The sequence below is a fragment of the Enterobacter sp. CGMCC 5087 genome (assembly GCF_003144775.1).
GTDB lineage: Bacteria > Pseudomonadota > Gammaproteobacteria > Enterobacterales > Enterobacteriaceae > Enterobacter > Enterobacter cloacae_M.
In genome coordinates, this window is sequence record NZ_QFXN01000046.1 from 20,801 (window position 1) to 38,890 (window position 18,090).

At 55.0% G+C, this 18,090-nt stretch carries 23 protein-coding genes; 14 read left to right on the top strand and 9 right to left on the bottom strand.

Translation table 11 applies throughout. The features are described from left to right. Positions 1 to 15 precede the first annotated feature (15 nt). From flgE to flgB, 4 genes are read right to left on the bottom strand one after another with little or no spacing between them, the layout of a single operon-like run. A complete protein-coding gene (gene flgE / locus DEO48_RS04490; protein WP_109844472.1) occupies positions 16 to 1,266 on the bottom strand; it encodes a flagellar hook protein FlgE in 1,251 nt (416 codons plus the stop codon). Between the two features lie 26 nt (positions 1,267 to 1,292). After that, on the bottom strand, positions 1,293 to 2,003 hold the full coding sequence (gene flgD, locus DEO48_RS04495; protein WP_023615711.1) for a flagellar hook assembly protein FlgD: 711 nt from the start codon (positions 2,001 to 2,003) through the stop codon (positions 1,293 to 1,295). Positions 2,004 to 2,014: 11 nt separating this feature from the next. Further along, positions 2,015 to 2,419 carry a flagellar basal body rod protein FlgC gene (gene flgC / locus DEO48_RS04500; protein ID WP_008500814.1) on the bottom strand — a complete coding sequence of 135 codons (405 nt, stop codon included), beginning with the start codon at positions 2,417 to 2,419 and terminating at the stop codon, positions 2,015 to 2,017. A 3-nt stretch (positions 2,420 to 2,422) separates the two neighbouring features. Beyond that, positions 2,423 to 2,839, bottom strand: coding sequence for a flagellar basal body rod protein FlgB (gene flgB / locus DEO48_RS04505; protein WP_023311135.1), 417 nt, complete (start codon positions 2,837 to 2,839; stop codon positions 2,423 to 2,425). 157 nt (positions 2,840 to 2,996) lie between these two features. Between flgB and flgA the strand changes: the two genes are divergently transcribed. The 3 genes from flgA (at position 2,997) to flgN (ending at position 4,473) form a co-directional block, all read left to right on the top strand. Next, the gene (flgA, locus tag DEO48_RS04515) at positions 2,997 to 3,656 is read left to right on the top strand and encodes a flagellar basal body P-ring formation chaperone FlgA (RefSeq protein ID WP_023311134.1); all 660 of its coding nucleotides are present in this window, start codon (positions 2,997 to 2,999) and stop codon (positions 3,654 to 3,656) included. Between the two features lie 93 nt (positions 3,657 to 3,749). Then, positions 3,750 to 4,043, top strand: coding sequence for a flagellar biosynthesis anti-sigma factor FlgM (gene flgM / locus DEO48_RS04520; protein WP_023311133.1), 294 nt, complete (start codon positions 3,750 to 3,752; stop codon positions 4,041 to 4,043). A gap of 4 nt (positions 4,044 to 4,047) precedes the next feature. Continuing rightward, positions 4,048 to 4,473, top strand: coding sequence for a flagella biosynthesis chaperone FlgN (gene flgN, locus DEO48_RS04525; protein WP_008500818.1), 426 nt, complete (start codon positions 4,048 to 4,050; stop codon positions 4,471 to 4,473). Between the two features lie 59 nt (positions 4,474 to 4,532). Here flgN and murJ read toward each other — a convergent pair whose 3' ends face one another. The 4 genes from murJ to rimJ form a co-directional block, all read right to left on the bottom strand. Then, positions 4,533 to 6,068, bottom strand: coding sequence for a murein biosynthesis integral membrane protein MurJ (gene murJ, locus DEO48_RS04530; RefSeq protein WP_109844473.1), 1,536 nt, complete (start codon positions 6,066 to 6,068; stop codon positions 4,533 to 4,535). Positions 6,069 to 6,197: 129 nt separating this feature from the next. Then, positions 6,198 to 7,121, bottom strand: coding sequence for a Gfo/Idh/MocA family protein (locus tag DEO48_RS04535; RefSeq protein WP_109844474.1), 924 nt, complete (start codon positions 7,119 to 7,121; stop codon positions 6,198 to 6,200). Between the two features lie 2 nt (positions 7,122 to 7,123). After that, positions 7,124 to 7,780, bottom strand: a complete 657-nt coding sequence (locus DEO48_RS04540) for a YceH family protein (protein ID WP_109844475.1) — start codon at positions 7,778 to 7,780, stop codon at positions 7,124 to 7,126. A 9-nt stretch (positions 7,781 to 7,789) separates the two neighbouring features. Then, positions 7,790 to 8,374, bottom strand: coding sequence for a ribosomal protein S5-alanine N-acetyltransferase (gene rimJ, locus DEO48_RS04545; RefSeq protein WP_109844476.1), 585 nt, complete (start codon positions 8,372 to 8,374; stop codon positions 7,790 to 7,792). A gap of 236 nt (positions 8,375 to 8,610) precedes the next feature. Here rimJ and mdtH point away from each other — a divergent pair, with 236 nt between their 5' ends. The 9 genes from mdtH to DEO48_RS04595 all read left to right on the top strand — a co-directional run bounded on the left by mdtH (position 8,611) and on the right by DEO48_RS04595 (position 15,288). Continuing rightward, positions 8,611 to 9,819, top strand: coding sequence for a multidrug efflux MFS transporter MdtH (gene mdtH / locus DEO48_RS04550; RefSeq protein WP_109844477.1), 1,209 nt, complete (start codon positions 8,611 to 8,613; stop codon positions 9,817 to 9,819). Positions 9,820 to 9,942: 123 nt separating this feature from the next. Then, on the top strand, positions 9,943 to 10,503 hold the full coding sequence (locus DEO48_RS04555) for a lipoprotein (RefSeq protein ID WP_109844478.1): 561 nt from the start codon (positions 9,943 to 9,945) through the stop codon (positions 10,501 to 10,503). Between the two features lie 126 nt (positions 10,504 to 10,629). After that, the gene (gene pyrC / locus DEO48_RS04565) at positions 10,630 to 11,676 is read left to right on the top strand and encodes a dihydroorotase (RefSeq protein WP_109844480.1); all 1,047 of its coding nucleotides are present in this window, start codon (positions 10,630 to 10,632) and stop codon (positions 11,674 to 11,676) included. Between the two features lie 74 nt (positions 11,677 to 11,750). Further along, complete coding sequence (gene dinI / locus DEO48_RS04570; RefSeq protein WP_109844481.1) at positions 11,751 to 11,996, top strand: DNA damage-inducible protein I; 246 nt, start codon at positions 11,751 to 11,753, stop codon at positions 11,994 to 11,996. Between the two features lie 274 nt (positions 11,997 to 12,270). Next, entirely contained in the window at positions 12,271 to 12,525 is a 255-nt protein-coding gene (gene bssS, locus DEO48_RS04575) for a biofilm formation regulator BssS (RefSeq protein WP_008500827.1), read from the top strand. Positions 12,526 to 12,641: 116 nt separating this feature from the next. Beyond that, positions 12,642 to 13,760 carry an N-methyl-L-tryptophan oxidase gene (solA, locus tag DEO48_RS04580; protein WP_109844482.1) on the top strand — a complete coding sequence of 373 codons (1,119 nt, stop codon included), beginning with the start codon at positions 12,642 to 12,644 and terminating at the stop codon, positions 13,758 to 13,760. Between the two features lie 60 nt (positions 13,761 to 13,820). Further along, positions 13,821 to 13,934, top strand: coding sequence for a YceO family protein (locus DEO48_RS04585; RefSeq protein ID WP_032639612.1), 114 nt, complete (start codon positions 13,821 to 13,823; stop codon positions 13,932 to 13,934). Positions 13,935 to 14,141: 207 nt separating this feature from the next. Then, a complete protein-coding gene (locus DEO48_RS04590; protein WP_109844484.1) occupies positions 14,142 to 14,708 on the top strand; it encodes a cytochrome b in 567 nt (188 codons plus the stop codon). Between the two features lies 1 nt (position 14,709). Then, positions 14,710 to 15,288 (top strand): YceI family protein, encoded by a 579-nt coding sequence (locus DEO48_RS04595; RefSeq protein WP_063928061.1) that lies wholly within the window; start codon positions 14,710 to 14,712, stop codon positions 15,286 to 15,288. Between the two features lie 41 nt (positions 15,289 to 15,329). On the opposite strand, the gene DEO48_RS04600 is transcribed toward DEO48_RS04595, so the two are convergent. Then, positions 15,330 to 16,379 carry a rhodanese-related sulfurtransferase gene (locus DEO48_RS04600; RefSeq protein WP_039261862.1) on the bottom strand — a complete coding sequence of 350 codons (1,050 nt, stop codon included), beginning with the start codon at positions 16,377 to 16,379 and terminating at the stop codon, positions 15,330 to 15,332. A 221-nt stretch (positions 16,380 to 16,600) separates the two neighbouring features. Here DEO48_RS04600 and DEO48_RS04605 point away from each other — a divergent pair, with 221 nt between their 5' ends. Next, the gene (locus DEO48_RS04605) at positions 16,601 to 17,527 is read left to right on the top strand and encodes a Kdo(2)-lipid IV(A) acyltransferase (protein WP_032658045.1); all 927 of its coding nucleotides are present in this window, start codon (positions 16,601 to 16,603) and stop codon (positions 17,525 to 17,527) included. Positions 17,528 to 17,667: 140 nt separating this feature from the next. Then, the coding region (locus DEO48_RS04610) for an MFS transporter (RefSeq protein WP_146198238.1) at positions 17,668 to 18,090 on the top strand (423 nt) is incomplete at its 3' end.

Here is an 18,090-nt window from a genome sequence, read left to right on the forward strand (position 1 = left end):
TTTCCTGTTAGCCGCTTAACGCAGGTTAACCAGCGTGTTGAGGATCTGGTCCTGGGTTTTGATGGTCTGCGCGTTCGACTGATAGTTACGCTGCGCGACGATCATGTTCACCAGTTCTTTACTCATATCCACGTTGGAGGCTTCCAGCGCGCCGTTGGTCAGCTTACCGAAGTTACCGGTGCCTGCGGTACCCAGCAGCGCCACGCCGGAGGACTGGGTGGCAGACCAGACGTTGTCGCCTTCAGATTTCAGACCTTCGTTGTTCGCGAAGTTTGCCAGCACGATCTGCCCCAGAACCTGAGACTGTTCGTTAGAGTAGCTTCCCACCACGGTGCCATCGTCGTTGATCTGGTAGCTCACCAGGTCGCCAGGCTTGTAGCCGTTCTGAGTGGTTGCCACAACGCTGTTCGCGCCTGTGTTCTGCTGCATGGAGTTCTGGAAGCTCAGGGAGAAGGTCGCCGCCGTCGCACCGCTGACAGAACCCGTGGTGATGTTAATGGCCGGCGTGGCGTTTGGCGTTGCGCTCAGTACACCCGCAGCGTCGTAGTTGTAGACACCCGCCAGGTTACCGTTCGCATCAAAGTTCATCTGCGCCGCTTTTGCCGCTGTTGAACCCGCAACGCTGCCGTCCTGAGTATAAAGATCCCATTTATTGTTGGCCGTCTTCACGTAGTAGACGTACATGTTGTGGGCGTTACCCTGGCTGTCGAATACGGTCACGGTCCCTTTTTTGTTGTAGGTGTCCGGGTTGGTCGCATCGAACGGGGCAGTTTGAACAGGATCGGTTGAGTTCAGGTTGATCTGCTGCGTCGCGGTGGTGGTTGATTTCGCCGCCATCAGGGTGTTCGGGATAGTAATCGCCTGAGGGTTCGCACCGGTCTGAACGGTTGGAGGCGTTCCGGCTGCCGGGTAGCCCGTCAGCTGCATGCCCTGCATGTTAACCAGCGTACGGTTTTCGTCCAGCTTGAACTGGCCGTTACGGCTGTAGAACACTGAACCGTTGGAATCGACCATACGGAAGAAGCCGTTCTGGCTGATAGCAACGTCCAGACCACGACCGGTGTTAGTGGTGGTGCCGTCGGTAAAGTCCTGAGTGATGCCCGCAACTTTCACGCCCAGGCCGACTTTGGAACCGGCAAACATGTCCGCAAATGAAGCAGAACCGGATTTAAAACCATAGGTCGCGGAGTTGGCGATGTTGTTGCCAATGACGTCCAGGTTGGTGGCCGCAGCATTCAGGCCGCTGACCGCTTGAGAAAAGGCCATGACTTACTCCTGATAAGTGTTAAGGCTTAGATAATCTGCCGAACTTCGTCGAGTGTGGTGGAACCAGAGGTTCCCAAATCCAGTTTGTTGCCGTCGCTTCCTTTAATCACGCCCTGGACCAGCGCGAACTGCAGCGGCTGCGCCACCAGCTGGGTTGTCCCGTTGCTGGCGCTGATCGCTACTTTGTAAGAACCGTTTGGTGCTTTAGTGCCGTCGGTCAGGCTGCCATCCCACGTAAAGGTGTGAACGCCCGCCTTCAGCTCGCCGATATCAATAGTGCGCACGACCGTGCCGTTGCTGTCGGTAATGGTGGCGGTAACTTTCTCTGCCGCCTGCTGCAACTCAACGCCAAACGGCGTGGTCGTCGTGGTGGTGTTGCCTTCGGTGGTGCTGGTGCCCGCCAGAATCGTGGTTCCAGGGATCATCACCCCGTGGCCAATCAGGCTTGCCGCCTGCAGAGACTGGGCGCTGTTAATCTGCCCGGAGACGGAGCCGAGGGTGGTGTTGAGTTTCTCAATGCCGCTAACGGTGCTGATCTGCGCAAGCTGCGTGGTCAGTTCGTTGTTCTGCATTGGGTTGGTGGGATCCTGGTTCTTAAGCTGCGCCACCAGCAGCGTCAGAAAGCTGCCCTGAAGATCGGCGGCATTGCTCCCGGTGAGGGAGTTAGAACCCGTTGTACTCTTCGTGTTATTAACACCCGAGTTCGTAGGATCATTCACATTTACGGCGATGGACATGCATGTCTCCTTTACTGGCCGAGAGTGAGCGTTTTGAGCATCATGCTCTTCACGGTATTAAGCACTTCGACGTTGGCCTGGTAGCTACGGGAAGCCGACATGGAGTTCACCATCTCACCTACCACATCCACGTTTGGCATTTTTACGTATCCGCTGGCATCCGCGAGCGGGTTACCCGGCTCATACACCAGCCTGTCCGGCGCCTGGCTCTCTACCACATCAGACACCTTCACGCCGCCCGTCGCCGCGCCCGGCGCAGCATCGACCTGAAAGACAACCTGTTTGGCACGATAAGGCTGGCCGTCTGGTCCGGTTACGCTGTCGGCGTTCGCCAGGTTACTGGCAGCCACGTTCAGGCGTTTGGACTGCGCGGTTAACGCCGAACCGGCAATATCAAAAATATTCAACAAGGCCATCTATCAGTTCCCCCCCTGCAGGACGTTCATCATGCCTTTGATTTGTCCGCCGAGTACGGTCAGGCCCGTCTGGTATTTCAGACTGTTATCGGCAAACTGCGTACGCTCCCGGTCCATATCCACGGTGTTACCGTCGAGTGAGGGCTGATCGGGAATGCGATAAAGTAAATCGGTCGCTGGCGCGGTCATCGCCTGAGCAGGAATATGGCGAGAGGATGTCATGGCAAGTGCAACACCCGTTCCTTCAGCACGTCCACGCTCCATCACCTTTTTGAGTTCACTGGAAAAATCAATATCGCGTGCCTGAAACCCTGGGGTATCGGCGTTAGCGATGTTGGCGGCTAAAATCTCCTGCCGCTGGGCGCGTAAATTGAGCGCTTCCTGCTGAAAACGTAACGCGGCGTCGAGTTTATCGAGCATGTCTCCTCCGCTGATGGCAAAATTTCAGTTCACAGCTTAAATCTCACCCGGTCTCCCCTATCGACGGAATAAGCGCAAAATGCGTCGCTATTTATTGCGTTGATGCAAAACCACTGCAGGTAGAATTCATTCAACTCTGGAAACGGTGGAACTTGCGATGCAAACGTTAAAACGTGGCCTGGTGGCAACTTTCTTGCTGTTTAGCCCTCTGGTGCAGGCTGAAGGCTTACAGGATCGGCTGACGGCTTTTTTTGCTGAAAAGCTGGCGGGCTTTAGCGATGAGGTTAACGTTACCGTGCGCACCCCACCGAATCTGTACCCGACCTGTGACCAACCGTCATTCAGCGTGACGGGAACCACCCGGCTGTGGGGAAATGTGAACGTGCTGGCACGCTGTGCGAACGAAAAACGCTATTTACAGGTTGCAGTTCAGGCGACGGGCAATTATGTTGTCGCCGCCGTACCCATTGCGCGCGGCAGCGTGCTGCAGACGAACAGCGTGACGTTAAAACGCGGCCGTCTGGATCAGCTGCCTCCACGCACCATGCTGGAAATGAACCAGGCACAGGACGCCGTCAGCCTGCGCGATGTCGCCCCCGGCCAGCCGATACAGCTCTCAATGCTGCGTCAGTCATGGCGGGTAAAAGCGGGTCAACAGGTGATGGTGGTGGCCAACGGAGATGGCTTTAGCATCAACAGTGAAGGGAAAGCGTTAAATAATGCCGCGGTGGCGCAAAACGCCCGCGTCAGAATGTCCTCAGGCCAGGTGGTGAGCGGAACCGTCGATTCTGATGGGAATATTCTGATTAACCTATAATCTTTTTAAAGATTTCGCGGCGCGTGCCGATAAATATTCCACTAATGATGATGTCAGGCGCAAACGCCGCGAACCCTCGATGAGGACAACACTATGAGCATTGATCGTACATCAGCCCTGAAGCCGGTAAGCGCTGTACAACCTCGCGAAACGAATGACGCTCCTGCGCAGAAAACGCGTCTGGAAAAACCGTCAACGTCCAACAGCACCAGCGTTACCCTGAGCGACGCGCAGGCAAAACTGATGCAGCCAGGCAGCAACGATATCAATATGGAACGTGTTGAAGCGCTGAAAACGGCTATTCGTAACGGTGAGCTGAAAATGGACACCAGCAAGATTGCTGATGCCCTGATTCAGGAAGCACAGAGTTTCTTACAGAGTAACTAACCGTATGAGTCGACTGTCAGAAATACTGGATCAAATGACGGTTGTTCTTAACGACCTGAAAACGGTAATGGACGCTGAACAGCAGCATCTCTCTTCCGGTCACATCAACGGCAGCGCGCTGCAGCGTATTACTGAAGATAAGAGTTCGCTACTGGCGACGCTGGATTATCTGGAGCAACAGCGCCGCGCTGAGCAGGATCCTAAGCGTAGCGCCAATGACGATATTATTGAGCGCTGGCAAACCATTACCGAAAAAACCCAGCACCTGCGCGACCTTAACCAGCACAACGGCTGGCTACTGGAAGGTCAGATTGAGCGTAATCAGCAGGCGCTTGAGGTATTGAAACCGCATAAAGAAACCGGACTGTACGGTGCGGATGGTCAAACAGCGACTGCGCGTATTGCGGGAGTTAAAAAGATTTCGATTTGACGCCTGGGCGACAAATCATGCAGCGGGGAGCACCATAAGGTGAACTCCCCTTTTGGCGTTTATGACGTACGGCGGGCAAACTCTTTCACTTTGAACCCCAGCACCGCGAGCGTGGCAAAGTAAGCCACGACCCCGACGCCTACCACGGCCATCAGCCGCATCAGACGATAAGGCATAGTGCCGAGGGACCACTCCGGCATCACGTACATCATGCCGAGAAGCGCCGCCGACATCACCAGTACCGCAACGATCAGACGTACCAGGAAACTTCCCCACCCCGGCTGCGGCGTAAAGATATCTTGCTTGCGCAGCTGCCAGTACAGCAGCCCGGCATTCAGACAGGCCGCCAGACCAATAGACAGCGACAGGCCAGCATGCTTCAGCGGACCAATAAACGCCAGGTTCATCAGCTGGGTCATAATCAGCGTCACGATGGCAATTTTCACCGGCGTTTTGATGTCCTGACGCGAGTAGAACCCGGGCGCCAGCACCTTGACGACGATCAGCCCCATCAAGCCGACCGAGTAGGCAATCAGCGCGCGCTGGGTCATGGCGGCATCAAAGGCGGTGAATTTCCCGTACTGGAAGAGCGACACCGTCAGCGGTTTAGCCAGAATACCCAGCGCCACCGCGCTCGGCAGGGCCAGCAGGAAGCAGAGACGTAAACCCCAGTCCATCAGGCGGCAATATTCATCATGGTTGCCGCTGGCAAAACTTTTCGACAGCGACGGCAGCAGGATGGTCCCCAGCGCCACGCCCAGCACCCCGGACGGGAACTCCATCAGACGGTCAGCGTAGTACATCCAGGAAACCGAGCCGGACACGAGGAAAGAGGCAAAGATGGTGTTAATGATAAGCGAGATCTGGCTGACGGAGACGCCGAGAATAGCGGGCCCCATCTGCTTGATCACGCGCATCGCCCCGGCATCTTTGAGATTGATGCGCGGCAGCACCAGCATGCCGATTTTTTTCAGATGCGGCAGCTGGTACGCCAGCTGCAGCACGCCGCCGACGGTAACCGCCCAGGCCAGCGCCAGCACCGGCGGGTTAAAGTGCGGCGCGGCGAACAGGGCAAAACCGATCATGCTGACGTTGAGAAACGTTGGCGCAAACGCCGGAACAGAGAAGCGGTTCCAGGTGTTCAGGATCGCCCCCACCAGCGAGGCCAGCGAGATGAGCAGAATATAGGGGAAAGTAATGCGCAGCAGCTGAGAGGTCAGCGCAAATTTGTCAGCCGTATCGGCAAAACCGGGCGCGGTCACCATAATCACCCACGGCGCGGCCAGCATCCCGAGTACGGTCACCACCGCCAAAGCCAGCGTCAGCAGCCCGGAGACATAAGAAACAAAGACGCGCGTTGCGTCCTCGCCCTGCTTGCTTTTATATTCCGCCAGAATGGGCACAAATGCCTGAGAAAACGCCCCTTCAGCAAAAATACGACGCAGCAGATTTGGAAGTTTGAACGCGACGAAAAAGGCGTCAGTGGCCATCCCTGCACCAAATACCCTTGCCACAATGGCGTCGCGCGCAAAACCCAGCACGCGGGAAAACATGGTCATCGAGCTGACGGCCGCCAGCGATTTTAATAAGTTCATTAACGTGAATTTCCAGAACCATACGGATTTGTAGGCCGGATTAGCGTAAACGCCACCCGGCAAAGCCAACAAGCGGCGCTTAGTCTAACCGGATTTCAACGAATTACTATCCGCAGATGTTACAGCGAGTTATTCGCTCATGGCATCGCGCCAGAGCCTTTCCACAATGCGCTGCGCCAGAATGGCCTGCTCGCCGGACGTTTCAGGAACCGTCTGATTTTGCACGCAGGTGATAAAGTGACGGGCGCATCCTGCGAAACCGCGCTGCTCGAGTGTGCTCTGCCATCCCGGTGCCGGGAGCGTCACCACGCCGTTGCCCTTCTCTTCCCGCCACTCGCGCATGTCCGTAATGTCGTACAGCGCGCCCTCGGTCACCGCCTGCACGGATTCACGCTGACTTCCCGCACGACGGTGCATGCTGGTGGTAATCTGAAGATGCTCAACGGCGAAGTGGTGCTCCGCGTAGACCATCTCCCCCTGGTCATTCGTTAACAGGGTACCGCTTTTCAGCAGCGCTTCGCCGTTGCTCAGCCACAGCGCCGTATCCACAACGTGCAGATAATCATCCAGAAGGGTGAAGCGCAGATCGTTCGGCCCGATGCTGTCGGTGCGGTGCTTATCCATCCGCAGCGAGGCGAGCGTGTTCGACTGCGCCTTCAGCTGCTGGTAAAGCGGCGCGAAGCGGCGGTTGAAGCCCACCATCAGCGTCAGTTTTTTGCGCGCGGCCAGCTCAATCAGCCGTTCGGCATCCTGAACATTTTCCGCCAGCGGCTTATCCACGCAGACGTGAACCCCCAAATTGAGCAGCTCGCTCACCACCTGATAGTGGGTTGCCGTTGAGGTATGCACAAAGACCGCATCACACTCGCGGGCCAGATCCTGCAGGGAGGCGGCATACGGAATGCGCCAGGTTTCGCAGATACGTTCTGCCTTTTCTCGGGTGGGTGACCATGCCCCTTGCAGGGTCCAGTCCGTCGCCGCACCTAATACAGGCAGCCAGGCTTTTTGCGCGATGCCGCCGAGCCCCACCACGCCAACGCGTAATTTTTTCACCGTCAGTCTCCCAGATGTGCCAGCAATGCATCCAGGCGCTGTTTCAGCCCGGCGACCTCGTCTTCCAGCGCCTCTACGCGCGCGGCAAGAGTGTCATTGCTTGCTGAGGATCCCGCGTCGCTCTCCGCGGTAACGGTAGCGACATCGACGTCGCCGCTAAACAGGTGCATATAGCGGCTTTCACGTTTACCCGGCTCGCGCGCCAGACGCACCACGTATGGGCCGTCTTCGCGAGAAGCTAGCCCTTCCAGGGTCTGCTCAACTTCCTGCATATCGCAGAACTCATGCATGCGGGAAGCGCGCGTGCGCAGTTCCCCCGGCGTCTGCGCCCCGCGCAGCAACAGCGTGGTGATAACCGCCACTTCCGCACTGCTCAGCTTCAGGTCGCCAAATTCAGAGTTACAGAAGCGCTGTTCGTATTTGGTAACGCGGTTGCCGAAGCCGCTGACGGTGCGCAGATAGTGGCGTTTAACCAGCGCATCCAGCACGTCCTGAACCTCATGCTCGCTGAGGTTCATCACCGGCTCGCGGTTGGTTTTCTGGTTGCAGGCCATGGTCACGGCGTTGACGGAGAGCGGATACTGCTCCGGCGTGGTGACTTGTTTTTCGAGTAAGCACCCAATCACGCGCGCTTCTGTACCGTTTAGCTGATACTTCATCTTTTCTCCTTAACGACCTGCGATCCAGTCCCGGGTGGTTAACGCCGTCAGAACGTGGTCGCGCCACTCTCCGTCTATCAGCAGATAGTCTTTGGCGTAACCCTCTTTCTCGAACCCTAAGCGCGCCAGCAAATTGCCGCTGCGCTGATTATGCGGCATATAGTTCGCCATGATGCGATGGATATGCTGCGTGCGTTGCATATAGCGGATCGCCACCGTTAACGCCTCGTACATCAGCCCCTGCCCCTGCCATTTCTGGCCGATGGAGTAGCCAAGGTAGCAGGCGTGAAACGACCCGCGCACCACGTTTGAAAAATTGGCGATCCCGATAATCTCTTTCTCTTCAGGATCCAGCAGCGCGAAATAAAACGCGCTGCCCTGCTTGTGAAATTCCGTAATCATACTGAGGCGCGCCTGCCAGCCGGAAGGGTAACAATGGCTCTCATCCCGAACGGGTTCCCAGGGTTTTAAAAACTGGCGATTCTCGGCGTAATAATCCGCCAGACGCCAGGCATCACGCTCATGCACCAGACGAACGACCAGCCTGTCCGTTGTCAGACGCACTTTTGGCACATTACTGCGATAGCCAAACATCGATACCACTCCTTCCCGTCACTTCTGCTGACCCATTAGCTTTACTATACCTGCGCCTGCGCCGTCTGTGAAAACAGTGACATACCATTTTGCCCTCTTTTCATTATTTTCGATGAGAACTCTCTATCAAAGCACCCTTTTGATAAAAAAATATTGTCACGCCCAGGGGTGGGAAAAAACGCGGCGACACCGCAGAATGTTAGCGTGCTTACCTTCTTATTTTCCCTGGAGGGAAAATGTCCCGCGTATCACAGGCCAGGAGCCTGGGTAAATATTTCCTGCTCGTCGATAACATGCTGGTCGTGCTCGGCTTTTTTGTCGTTTTTCCATTGATATCGATCCGCTTTGTCGATCAGATGGGCTGGGCGGCATTAATGGTTGGGATTGCCCTGGGGTTACGCCAGTTTGTCCAGCAGGGCCTGGGCGTCTTTGGCGGGGCCATCGCTGACCGCTTTGGCGCTAAACCGATGATCGTTACCGGTATGCTGCTGCGCGCGGCAGGTTTTGCCACGATGGCGGTCGCCCAGGAGCCCTGGCTGCTCTGGTTCTCCTGTTTCCTCTCCGGTATCGGCGGCACGCTGTTCGATCCGCCACGCACCGCGCTGGTGGTAAAGCTTATTCGCCCCCAGCACCGCGGCCGTTTCTTCTCGATTCTGATGATGCAGGACAGTGCCGGGGCGGTTGTCGGCGCCCTGCTGGGAAGCTGGCTGCTGCAGTATGACTTCCGTCTGGTCTGCGCGGCAGGGGCTGTGCTCTTTATTCTGTGCGCGCTGTTCAATGGCCTGTTCCTGCCCGCCTGGAAACTGTCGACGGTCAAAGCGCCGGTCCGGGAAGGGCTTGGCCGTGTCCTGCGCGACAAACGTTTTGTCACCTATGTGTTGACCCTGACGGGCTACTACATGCTGGCTGTGCAGGTTATGCTGATGCTGCCGATCATGGTTAACGACATAGCGGGGACCCCTGCAGCCGTTAAATGGATGTACGCCATCGAAGCCTGCCTGTCGTTAACGCTGCTTTATCCGATTGCCCGCTGGAGCGAACGGCGTTTTCGTCTGGAGCATCGCCTGATGGCCGGGCTGTTCCTGATGACGCTGAGCATGATGCCGATCGGTCTGGTGAACTCTCTCCAGCAGCTGTTTACGCTGATTTGCACGTTCTATATTGGCTCAATCATCGCCGAGCCTGCCCGTGAAACGCTGAGCGCCTCGCTTGCAGATGCGCGTTCGCGCGGCAGCTATATGGGTTTCAGCCGGCTGGGGCTGGCGCTTGGCGGCGCATTAGGTTACGCCGGTGGCGGCTGGTTGTTTGATGCCGGCAAAGCGTTTAACCAGCCCGAACTCCCGTGGATGATGCTCGGCGCGGTGGGCTTTATGACGCTCCTTGCCCTGTGGTGGCAGTTCAGCCAGAAACGCAGCGCGAGCGGGATGCTCGAACCTGGCGCGTAGCCTTTCCCTCGGGCGGGAGCTACTCCCGCCCCACTTCTCAGTTTTTTCTGCTGGTTTCTGCCATTTCACACTGACATACTGGCGTAACAGGACAGAAGCGCCGATTTTTCGTTGAGGAACACTATGAAGAAAATTGTCTTTGCCGCGGCATTAGTTGTCAGCGGCCTGCTGGTTGGCTGTAACCAGCTCACGCAATATACCGTCAGTGAACAGGAAATTAATCAGGCGCTGGAAAAACATAACAATTTCTCTAAAGACATTGGCGTGCCGGGACTGGCGGACGCGCATATCGTCCTTACGAACCTGACCAGCCAGATTGGACGTGAAGAGCCAAACAAAGTCACCCTTGCCGGTGATGCGGATCTCGATATGTCCTCCCTCTTTGGCAATCAGAAGGCCAACATCAAGCTCAAGCTGAAGGCACTCCCTGTTTTCAATAAAGAGAAAGGGGCAATTTTCCTGCAGGAGATGGAAGTCATCGATGCGCAGGTGTCGCCGGACAAGATGGCGCCGGTTCTGCAAACCCTGATGCCCTATCTCAACCAGTCGCTGCGAAATTACTTTAACCAGCAGCCCGCGTACGTCTTAAGCCAAGACAAAAGCAAGGGTGAAGCTCTGGCGAAAAAATATGCAAAAGGTATAGAGGTGAAACCGGGAGAAATTATCATTCCTTTCACCGATTAACCTCAAGGGCGCTGCGGCGCCCTTTTTTTTACGGAAAAGTGTGCAAACGAAAACGTTTCCGCTTATGATTTGTGTCCGGCAAAAACAGCCATCCTTATGACTGATTCCTGACAAGCCGGAGCTTCCATGACTGCACAACCCCAGGTTCTTAAAATCCGCCGCCCTGACGACTGGCATATCCATCTGCGTGATGGCGATATGCTGAAAACCGTCGTGCCTTATACCAGCGAAATTTATGGCCGCGCGATTGTCATGCCTAACCTGGTTCCACCAGTCACCACCGTCGATGCCGCGATAGCCTATCGCAAGCGCATCCTGGATGCCGTTCCTGCGGGACACGATTTTACCCCGTTGATGACCTGCTATCTTACCGACTCGCTGGATCCGAACGAAGTGGAGCGCGGGTTTAACGAAGGCGTATTTACTGCGGCGAAACTCTACCCGGCAAATGCCACCACCAACTCCAGCCACGGCGTCACCAGCATTGATGCCATCATGCCGGTTCTGGAACGCATGCAGAAACTGAGCATGCCGCTGCTGGTCCATGGTGAAGTCACGCATGCCGAGATTGACATCTTCGACCGTGAAGCCCGTTTTATCGAGACCGTGATGGAGCCTCTGCGCCAGCGTCTGCCCGCGCTTAAAGTGGTCTTTGAGCATATCACCACCAAAGACGCGGCAGAGTATGTGCGCGACGGTAACGATCTTATCGCCGCGACCATTACGCCACAGCACCTGATGTTTAACCGTAACCACATGCTGGTGGGCGGAGTACGTCCTCACCTGTACTGTCTGCCTATTCTCAAGCGCAACATCCACCAGCAGGCGCTGCGCGAGCTGGTTGCCAGCGGGTTCTCCCGCGCGTTCCTCGGCACCGATTCCGCCCCTCACGCCCGCCACCGCAAAGAGGCAAGCTGCGGCTGTGCAGGCTGCTTCAACGCCCCAACGGCACTGGCCAGCTACGCGACCGTCTTTGAAGAGATGAACGCGCTCGAACATTTTGAAGCGTTCTGCTCCCTTAACGGCCCGCGCTTCTACGGCCTGCCGGTCAACGACACCTTCATCGAACTGGAGCGAAAAGCGCGCCACGTTGAGGAGTCCATTGCACTGACGGATGACACTCTGATCCCATTCCTGGCGGGCGAAACCGTTAACTGGACGGTAAAACGTTAAAAAATCAATGCCCCTTGTTGTCAAACCGATAATATACCTGTATAAATAAACAGTATATTACACAGGGGGCATTTATGCGTATTGAAGTCACCATAGCCAAAACAACTGTTCTACCTGCCGGCGCGCTTGATGCACTGGCAGGCGAATTATCCCGCCGTATTAACAACACCTTTCCCGACAACTCGGGTGCCGTAACGGTGCGTTACGCCGCGGCGAACAACCTCTCTGTCATTGGTGCTGCGAAAGAAGATAAAGATCGCATCAGCGAAATCCTGCAGGAAACTTGGGAAAGCGCAGACGACTGGTTTATCACAGATTAACACTGCTCCCTCATTGTGTTTTTTTGCCGGGTCGCCCCGGCTTTTTTTTGTCTAAAAATCCTGCAAGTTCAAATTAATTCGGCATCTTCTTTAAAAATCGTGAACGAGATGGTGTTTTATTGTTCGAACAATCCTAAAAAGCAGAAAAATGTGTTGCCACCTGTTTATTTTTCCCGATGGAACCCTTATTACTTGGTATACTGAAGATGCTTTCAGAAAAACATGCATTGAACCTCAAAGCCGTTGTCTTCTAACACGCATTAAGGGGGTTATAATGGAAAAGAATAGTGAAGTGATCCAGACCCATCCACTGGTTGGCTGGGATATCAGTACCGTAGATAGCTACGATGCGCTGATGCTGCGTTTGCACTACCAGACCCCGAATCAACTCAACCGTGAAGAAGCGGAAGTTGGACAGACGCTGTGGCTAACAACAGACGTCGCCCGTCAGTTTATTTCTATTTTAGAGGCAGGTATTGCAAAAATAGAATCTGGCGACTATCAGGAAAATGAGTATAAACGGCACTAAGCTTATGCCCACTTTTCTCTCTACAGGCACCCTCGCGGTGCCTTATTTATTTCTCCCTTGTCTAACCCCGCGTTGTTAATTACTCTGCTAACAAAACATCAGTTTACGAGATGCATATGAGATACGACTTAATCATTATTGGTAGCGGCTCCGTGGGTTCCGCCGCCGGTTATTACGCAACACAGGCAGGCCTGAAGGTCCTGATGATCGATGCCCACCTTCCTCCTCATTCGGAGGGCAGCCATCATGGCGATACCCGTCTCATGCGCCATGCATATGGAGAGGGCGAGCGCTATGTGCCGCTGGTGCTTCGCGCCCAGACGCTGTGGGATGAACTGGCGACACAGACCGAAGAGCGTATTTTCGAGCGTACCGGCGTTATCAACCTGGGCCCGGCCCAGTCTGAATTTCTCGCAGGCGTCGAGCGCAGCGCGAAAGCCTTTAATCTGGACGTTGAGAAGCTGGACGCGACCGGCATTACCGCGCGCTGGCCTGAAATTACCGTCCCGGAGGATTACATTGGCCTCTATGAAGCCCACTCCGGCGTGCTGCATTGTGAAACGGCGATCAAAACCTGGATCGATCTTGCCGCGAAGGCCGGCTGTGCGCAGCTGTTTAACTGTCCGGTGGAGGCCATCACCCATGACGAGAATGGCGTCACGGTAACGACTCTTGACGGCGACTATTCAGCGTCCCGCCTGCTCGTCAGCGCAGGAACCTGGGTCACGCGCCTGCTGCCGGAACTGCCGATCCAGCCGGTGCGCAAGGTCTTCTCCTGGTTCCAGTCGGATGGTCGCTACAGCGCGCAGAATAAATTCCCGGCCTTCACCGGAGAATTGCCGAATGGCGATCAGTTCTACGGTTTCCCTTCCGAGAAAGACGCGCTGAAAATCGGTAAACATAACGGTGGCCAGGCTATCGCCTCTCCTGACGAGCGTAAACCCTTCGGCGCCTTCCCACAGGATGGTTCGGAAGCCTTCTCGTTCCTGCGCACTATTCTTCCGGGCGTCGGTGGCTTGCTGTATGGCGCGGCCTGTACCTACGACAACACGCCGGATGAAGACTTTATCATTGATACCCTGCCGGGGCATGACAACGTTCTGCTGATCACCGGGCTGAGCGGCCATGGCTTTAAGTTCGCGTCCGTGCTGGGCGAGATCGCCGCACAGTTTGCCCAGGGCATCGCGCCGCAGTTTGATCTGACGCCCTTCTCACTCTCGCGTTTTAACGGATAATCCGCCACGGGCTCCGGAGGTTTCGGGGCTCGTTTCATTCACACTGCATTACGGGGCGTTATGCGCAGGATCGTTAACTTTCTGATGAATAATATTCGCGAGCATTTCATGCTCTACATCTTATTGTGGGCGCTGCTGGCCATTATTGACTTTGTTTACATTGTATTTTACTGAAAAGCCTTACTGACAATAATTGACGTTAATTTATCTTTATTGAAGCTCACCATTTCGCTTGCACGAAGAGATTGAATTAGCTTTAGCGATCCTTTTCAAAATTGCTGAAATAAATAAAATAAAAATTAATAGACAATTATTTCAGTTGCAATATCCCGCCTTCCCGTTCATTTTTACTTTCCGGTTAATTTGAAAATGGACATTCTGATGCAATTGCGTAACTCCTCCCGGCGCTACGGAATAATATCCATAGGTTTGCACTGGATATTTGCTCTTGCCGTCTACGGTATGTTTGGACTTGGACTCTGGATGGTCACGCTCAGCTATTATGACGGCTGGTATCACCAGGCACCGGAGTTGCATAAAAGTATTGGTGTCCTGCTGATGCTGGGGCTGGTCTTCCGCGTAATCTGGCGACATATTTCCCCGCCGCCCGCCGCGCCGAAGACCCACGGCAAAATGACCCGCCTGAGTGCCGTTGCCGCGCATGTCGCGCTCTATGCCCTGCTCTTCGCCATTCTGATTAGCGGCTACCTTATCTCGACGGCGGACGGTAAGCCGATTAGCGTTTTTGGCCTGTTCGAGGTTCCGGCAACGCTTAGCGATGCTGGGACGCAGGCCGACACGGCGGGGGTTGTTCACCTCTGGCTTGCCTGGAGCGTCGTGATCCTGTCCGTGCTGCACGGGTTTGCCGCCCTCAAACACCATTTTATTGATAAAGACGATACGCTAAAGCGCATGCTTGGCCGCTCGTCAGTTGACTCTGGAGCATAAAATGAAAAAACACCTGCTGGGTATCGCCCTGGGTTCTCTGTTATTCACCGCCGGTTCCGCCGTGGCGGCGGATTATAAGATTGATAAAGAGGGCCAGCACGCTTTCGTCAATTTCCGTATTCAGCACCTCGGTTACAGCTGGCTGTACGGGACCTTTAAAGATTTTGACGGCACGTTCACCTTTGACGAGAAAAATCCTGCCGCCGACAAGGTCAGCGTGACCATTAATACTAACAGCGTGGATACCAATCATGCTGAACGTGATAAACATCTGCGCAGTGGGGAATTCCTCAATGTCGGGAAATACCCACAGGCTACCTTCACCTCCACGGAAGTGAAAAAAGAGGGTGATAAGCTGAATATTACCGGCAACCTGACGCTTAACGGCGTAACAAAACCGGTCACGCTTGATGCTAAATTACTGGGTCAGGGTGACGATCCGTGGGGCGGTAAACGCGCAGGTTTTGAAGCGGCGGGTAAAATTCACCTGAAAGATTTTAATATCACAACGGATTTAGGTCCGGCGTCTCAGGACGTTGAGCTGATTATTTCCGTTGAAGGTGTACAGCAGAAATCATAATAGATTCGCCCGGCAGGCTTTCGCCGTGCCGGGCGTTATTATCATTCCGGGTCAGGGATACCCAGTTTGGTATTCAGACGGCCGCGTGATTTATTGAAAATCTTGTTGCCGTTTTCACGTCCTGCGCGACGGCGACGCTGCTCTTCTTCCGGCAGGATGCTCTCTTCGCTGCACAGTTCGCTACAGCAGCCGTTAAACTTCTCGGCACAGGCCGGGCACTGAATGAACAGCAGATGACACCCGTCGTTTTTGCAGTTGGTGTGGGTATCGCACGGTGCGCCGCACTGGTGGCACTGAGCAATAACGTCTTCCGAGATACGCTCACCCATACGCTCGTCAAAAACAAAGTTTTTCCCGATAAAGCGCACCGGTAAACCCTGCTCGCGGGCGCGGCGGGCGTACTCGATAATGCCGCCTTCAATATGCCAGACCTTATTAAAGCCGTTGTGCTTCATCCACGCGCTGGCTTTCTCACAGCGGATACCGCCGGTGCAGTACATAACGATCTTTTTATCTTTATGTTCCTGCATCATCTCAACCGCTTTGGGCAGCTGCTCGCGGAAGGTGTCGGCCGGGATTTCCATCGCGTTCTCGAAATGCCCCACTTCGTACTCATAGTGGTTACGCATATCAATGAACACGGCATCCGGATCGTCCAGCATCGCATTCACTTCCGCGGCCTTCAGATATTCACCGACATCCGCCGGGTTAAACTCGGGATCGTCGATACCGTCCGCCACGATGCGCTCACGCACCTTCATGCGCAGCACCCAGAAGGATTTCCCGTCATCGTCCAGAGCAATGTTCAGGCGCAAGCCGTCGAGGGCCGGATCGAACTGATAAAGCACGTCGCGGAAGGCGCTGACTTTGCTTTCCGGTACGCTAATTTGCGCGTTAATGCCTTCACGGGCAAGGTAGACGCGGCCGAAGACATTCAGGGCCGTGAACGCCTGATAAAGCGCATCGCGGGTCGCCTGCGGATCGTCGATCGTGAAGTATTTATAGAAAGAGATGGTTGTGCGCGGTTCGGTTTCAGCCAACATACGCGCTTTCAACATCTCATTCGACACGCGGTTGTGTAACACTGGCATGGTGTACAGTCCTGGAATCGTTAGAGAGAATTAAAAATCGGTCGGCATCATATAGCAAACAAAACCAATTTACATCCACACAATTTACGCTACATTTCACACACCCTGATTAATCAGGCTTAACAATTGCTGTATTCGTGCACGCTTCGAAAGCAGATATTTTGGCTATGTCTCAAAAAATGAGACACTAGCAAAACAGGACGTTTGAACACAGGAAAGACATGACCCAGTTACCAAAATTTACTGCCGCCCTTTTGCATCCCCGCTATTGGTTGACCTGGCTTGGCATCGGCTTTTTATGGCTTCTGGTACAGCTTCCCTACCCTGTTATTTTTCGGTTGGGTAAATTTCTGGGCCGTTTCGCACAGCTGTTTATGAAGCGTCGCGCCAGAATTGCGTACCGCAATCTTGAGCTGTGTTTTCCGCAGATGAGCGAGTCTGAGCGTCACGATATGGTCGCGAAGAATTTCGAATCCGTCGGGATGGGGCTTATGGAGACCGGTATGGCGTGGTTCTGGCCGGACAAACGCATGGCCCGCTGGAGTGAGGTGACGGGAACCGGCATGGAGCCGGTGCATACGCTTCAGGCCAACCAGACGGGCGTTTTGCTGATTGGCGTCCATTTCCTGACGCTGGAAATCGGGGCGCGCATGTTCGGCATGCAGGCGCCGGGCATTGGCGTTTATCGTCCTAACGATAACCCGGTCATCGATTTAATCCAGACCAACGGCCGCATGCGCTCCAACAAAAGCATGATCGACCGTAAGGATCTGAAGGGGATGATCCGTGCGCTGAAATCCGGCGAAGTGGTCTGGTATGCCCCCGACCACGATTATGGCCCACAGGCCAGCGTATTTGTTCCCTTCTTCGCCGTTGAAGAGGCCGCCACAACGACCGGTACCTGGATGCTGGCGCGGATGTCTAAAGCCGCCATCGTGCCTTTCGTCCCTCGCCGTAAGCCGGATGGTTCAGGCTACGAGCTGATGATGCTGGAGCCGGAGCTTGCGCCGCCGCTCGACGATGCGGAAACCACCGCACGCTGGATGAACAGCGTTGTGGAGAAGTGCATCATGCTGGCGCCCGAGCAGTACATGTGGCTGCACCGCCGCTTTAAAACGCGGCCACAAGGCACGCCGTCCCGCTATTAATCCTCATGCGGTCCTCAGGGCCGCATGCCGTTTTAGCTTTAAAAGCTCCTCGTCATTGCGGCAATCATAACCCCGGCGCATAATTAGCAGGCTTATTACTTTATGCTTCAGGTGCTCTGCACCTCATTATGCGGATAGTTATGTCACCCTCAGATGCCCCCATAAACTGGAAGCGTAACCTCGCGGTTGCGTGGCTTGGCTGTTTTCTTACCGGCGCGGCCTTTAGCCTGGTTATGCCCTTCCTGCCGCTCTACGTCGAACAGCTAGGCGTGACGGGCCACAGCGCGCTCAATATGTGGTCCGGTCTGGTATTCAGCATCACGTTTCTCTTTTCCGCGATGGCCTCGCCCTTCTGGGGCGGCCTTGCCGATCGCAAGGGGCGTAAAATTATGCTGCTGCGTTCGGCGCTGGGGATGGCCATTATCATGGCGCTGATGGGCGTGGCGCAGAACGTCTGGCAGTTTCTGATCCTGCGCGCGCTGCTGGGCCTGTTGGGTGGATTTATTCCCAACGCGAATGCCCTGATTGCCACGCAAATTCCCCGCCATAAAAGCGGCTGGGCG

What these genes read in the sequence shown, in the direction of transcription:
- flgE (WP_109844472.1), bottom strand. Translation starts at nt 1,266, where the DNA reads ATGGCCTTTTCTCAAGCGGTCAGCGGCCTGAATGCTGCGGCCACCAAC.
- flgD (WP_023615711.1), bottom strand. Translation starts at nt 2,003, where the DNA reads ATGTCCATCGCCGTAAATGTGAATGATCCTACGAACTCGGGTGTTAAT.
- flgC (WP_008500814.1), bottom strand. Translation starts at nt 2,419, where the DNA reads ATGGCCTTGTTGAATATTTTTGATATTGCCGGTTCGGCGTTAACCGCG.
- flgB (WP_023311135.1), bottom strand. Translation starts at nt 2,839, where the DNA reads ATGCTCGATAAACTCGACGCCGCGTTACGTTTTCAGCAGGAAGCGCTC.
- flgA (WP_023311134.1), top strand. Translation starts at nt 2,997, where the DNA reads ATGCAAACGTTAAAACGTGGCCTGGTGGCAACTTTCTTGCTGTTTAGC.
- flgM (WP_023311133.1), top strand. Translation starts at nt 3,750, where the DNA reads ATGAGCATTGATCGTACATCAGCCCTGAAGCCGGTAAGCGCTGTACAA.
- flgN (WP_008500818.1), top strand. Translation starts at nt 4,048, where the DNA reads ATGAGTCGACTGTCAGAAATACTGGATCAAATGACGGTTGTTCTTAAC.
- murJ (WP_109844473.1), bottom strand. Translation starts at nt 6,068, where the DNA reads ATGAACTTATTAAAATCGCTGGCGGCCGTCAGCTCGATGACCATGTTT.
- DEO48_RS04540 (WP_109844475.1), bottom strand. Translation starts at nt 7,780, where the DNA reads ATGAAGTATCAGCTAAACGGTACAGAAGCGCGCGTGATTGGGTGCTTA.
- rimJ (WP_109844476.1), bottom strand. Translation starts at nt 8,374, where the DNA reads ATGTTTGGCTATCGCAGTAATGTGCCAAAAGTGCGTCTGACAACGGAC.
- mdtH (WP_109844477.1), top strand. Translation starts at nt 8,611, where the DNA reads ATGTCCCGCGTATCACAGGCCAGGAGCCTGGGTAAATATTTCCTGCTC.
- DEO48_RS04555 (WP_109844478.1), top strand. Translation starts at nt 9,943, where the DNA reads ATGAAGAAAATTGTCTTTGCCGCGGCATTAGTTGTCAGCGGCCTGCTG.
- pyrC (WP_109844480.1), top strand. Translation starts at nt 10,630, where the DNA reads ATGACTGCACAACCCCAGGTTCTTAAAATCCGCCGCCCTGACGACTGG.
- dinI (WP_109844481.1), top strand. Translation starts at nt 11,751, where the DNA reads ATGCGTATTGAAGTCACCATAGCCAAAACAACTGTTCTACCTGCCGGC.
- bssS (WP_008500827.1), top strand. Translation starts at nt 12,271, where the DNA reads ATGGAAAAGAATAGTGAAGTGATCCAGACCCATCCACTGGTTGGCTGG.
- solA (WP_109844482.1), top strand. Translation starts at nt 12,642, where the DNA reads ATGAGATACGACTTAATCATTATTGGTAGCGGCTCCGTGGGTTCCGCC.
- DEO48_RS04585 (WP_032639612.1), top strand. Translation starts at nt 13,821, where the DNA reads ATGCGCAGGATCGTTAACTTTCTGATGAATAATATTCGCGAGCATTTC.
- DEO48_RS04590 (WP_109844484.1), top strand. Translation starts at nt 14,142, where the DNA reads ATGCAATTGCGTAACTCCTCCCGGCGCTACGGAATAATATCCATAGGT.
- DEO48_RS04595 (WP_063928061.1), top strand. Translation starts at nt 14,710, where the DNA reads ATGAAAAAACACCTGCTGGGTATCGCCCTGGGTTCTCTGTTATTCACC.
- DEO48_RS04600 (WP_039261862.1), bottom strand. Translation starts at nt 16,379, where the DNA reads ATGCCAGTGTTACACAACCGCGTGTCGAATGAGATGTTGAAAGCGCGT.
- DEO48_RS04605 (WP_032658045.1), top strand. Translation starts at nt 16,601, where the DNA reads ATGACCCAGTTACCAAAATTTACTGCCGCCCTTTTGCATCCCCGCTAT.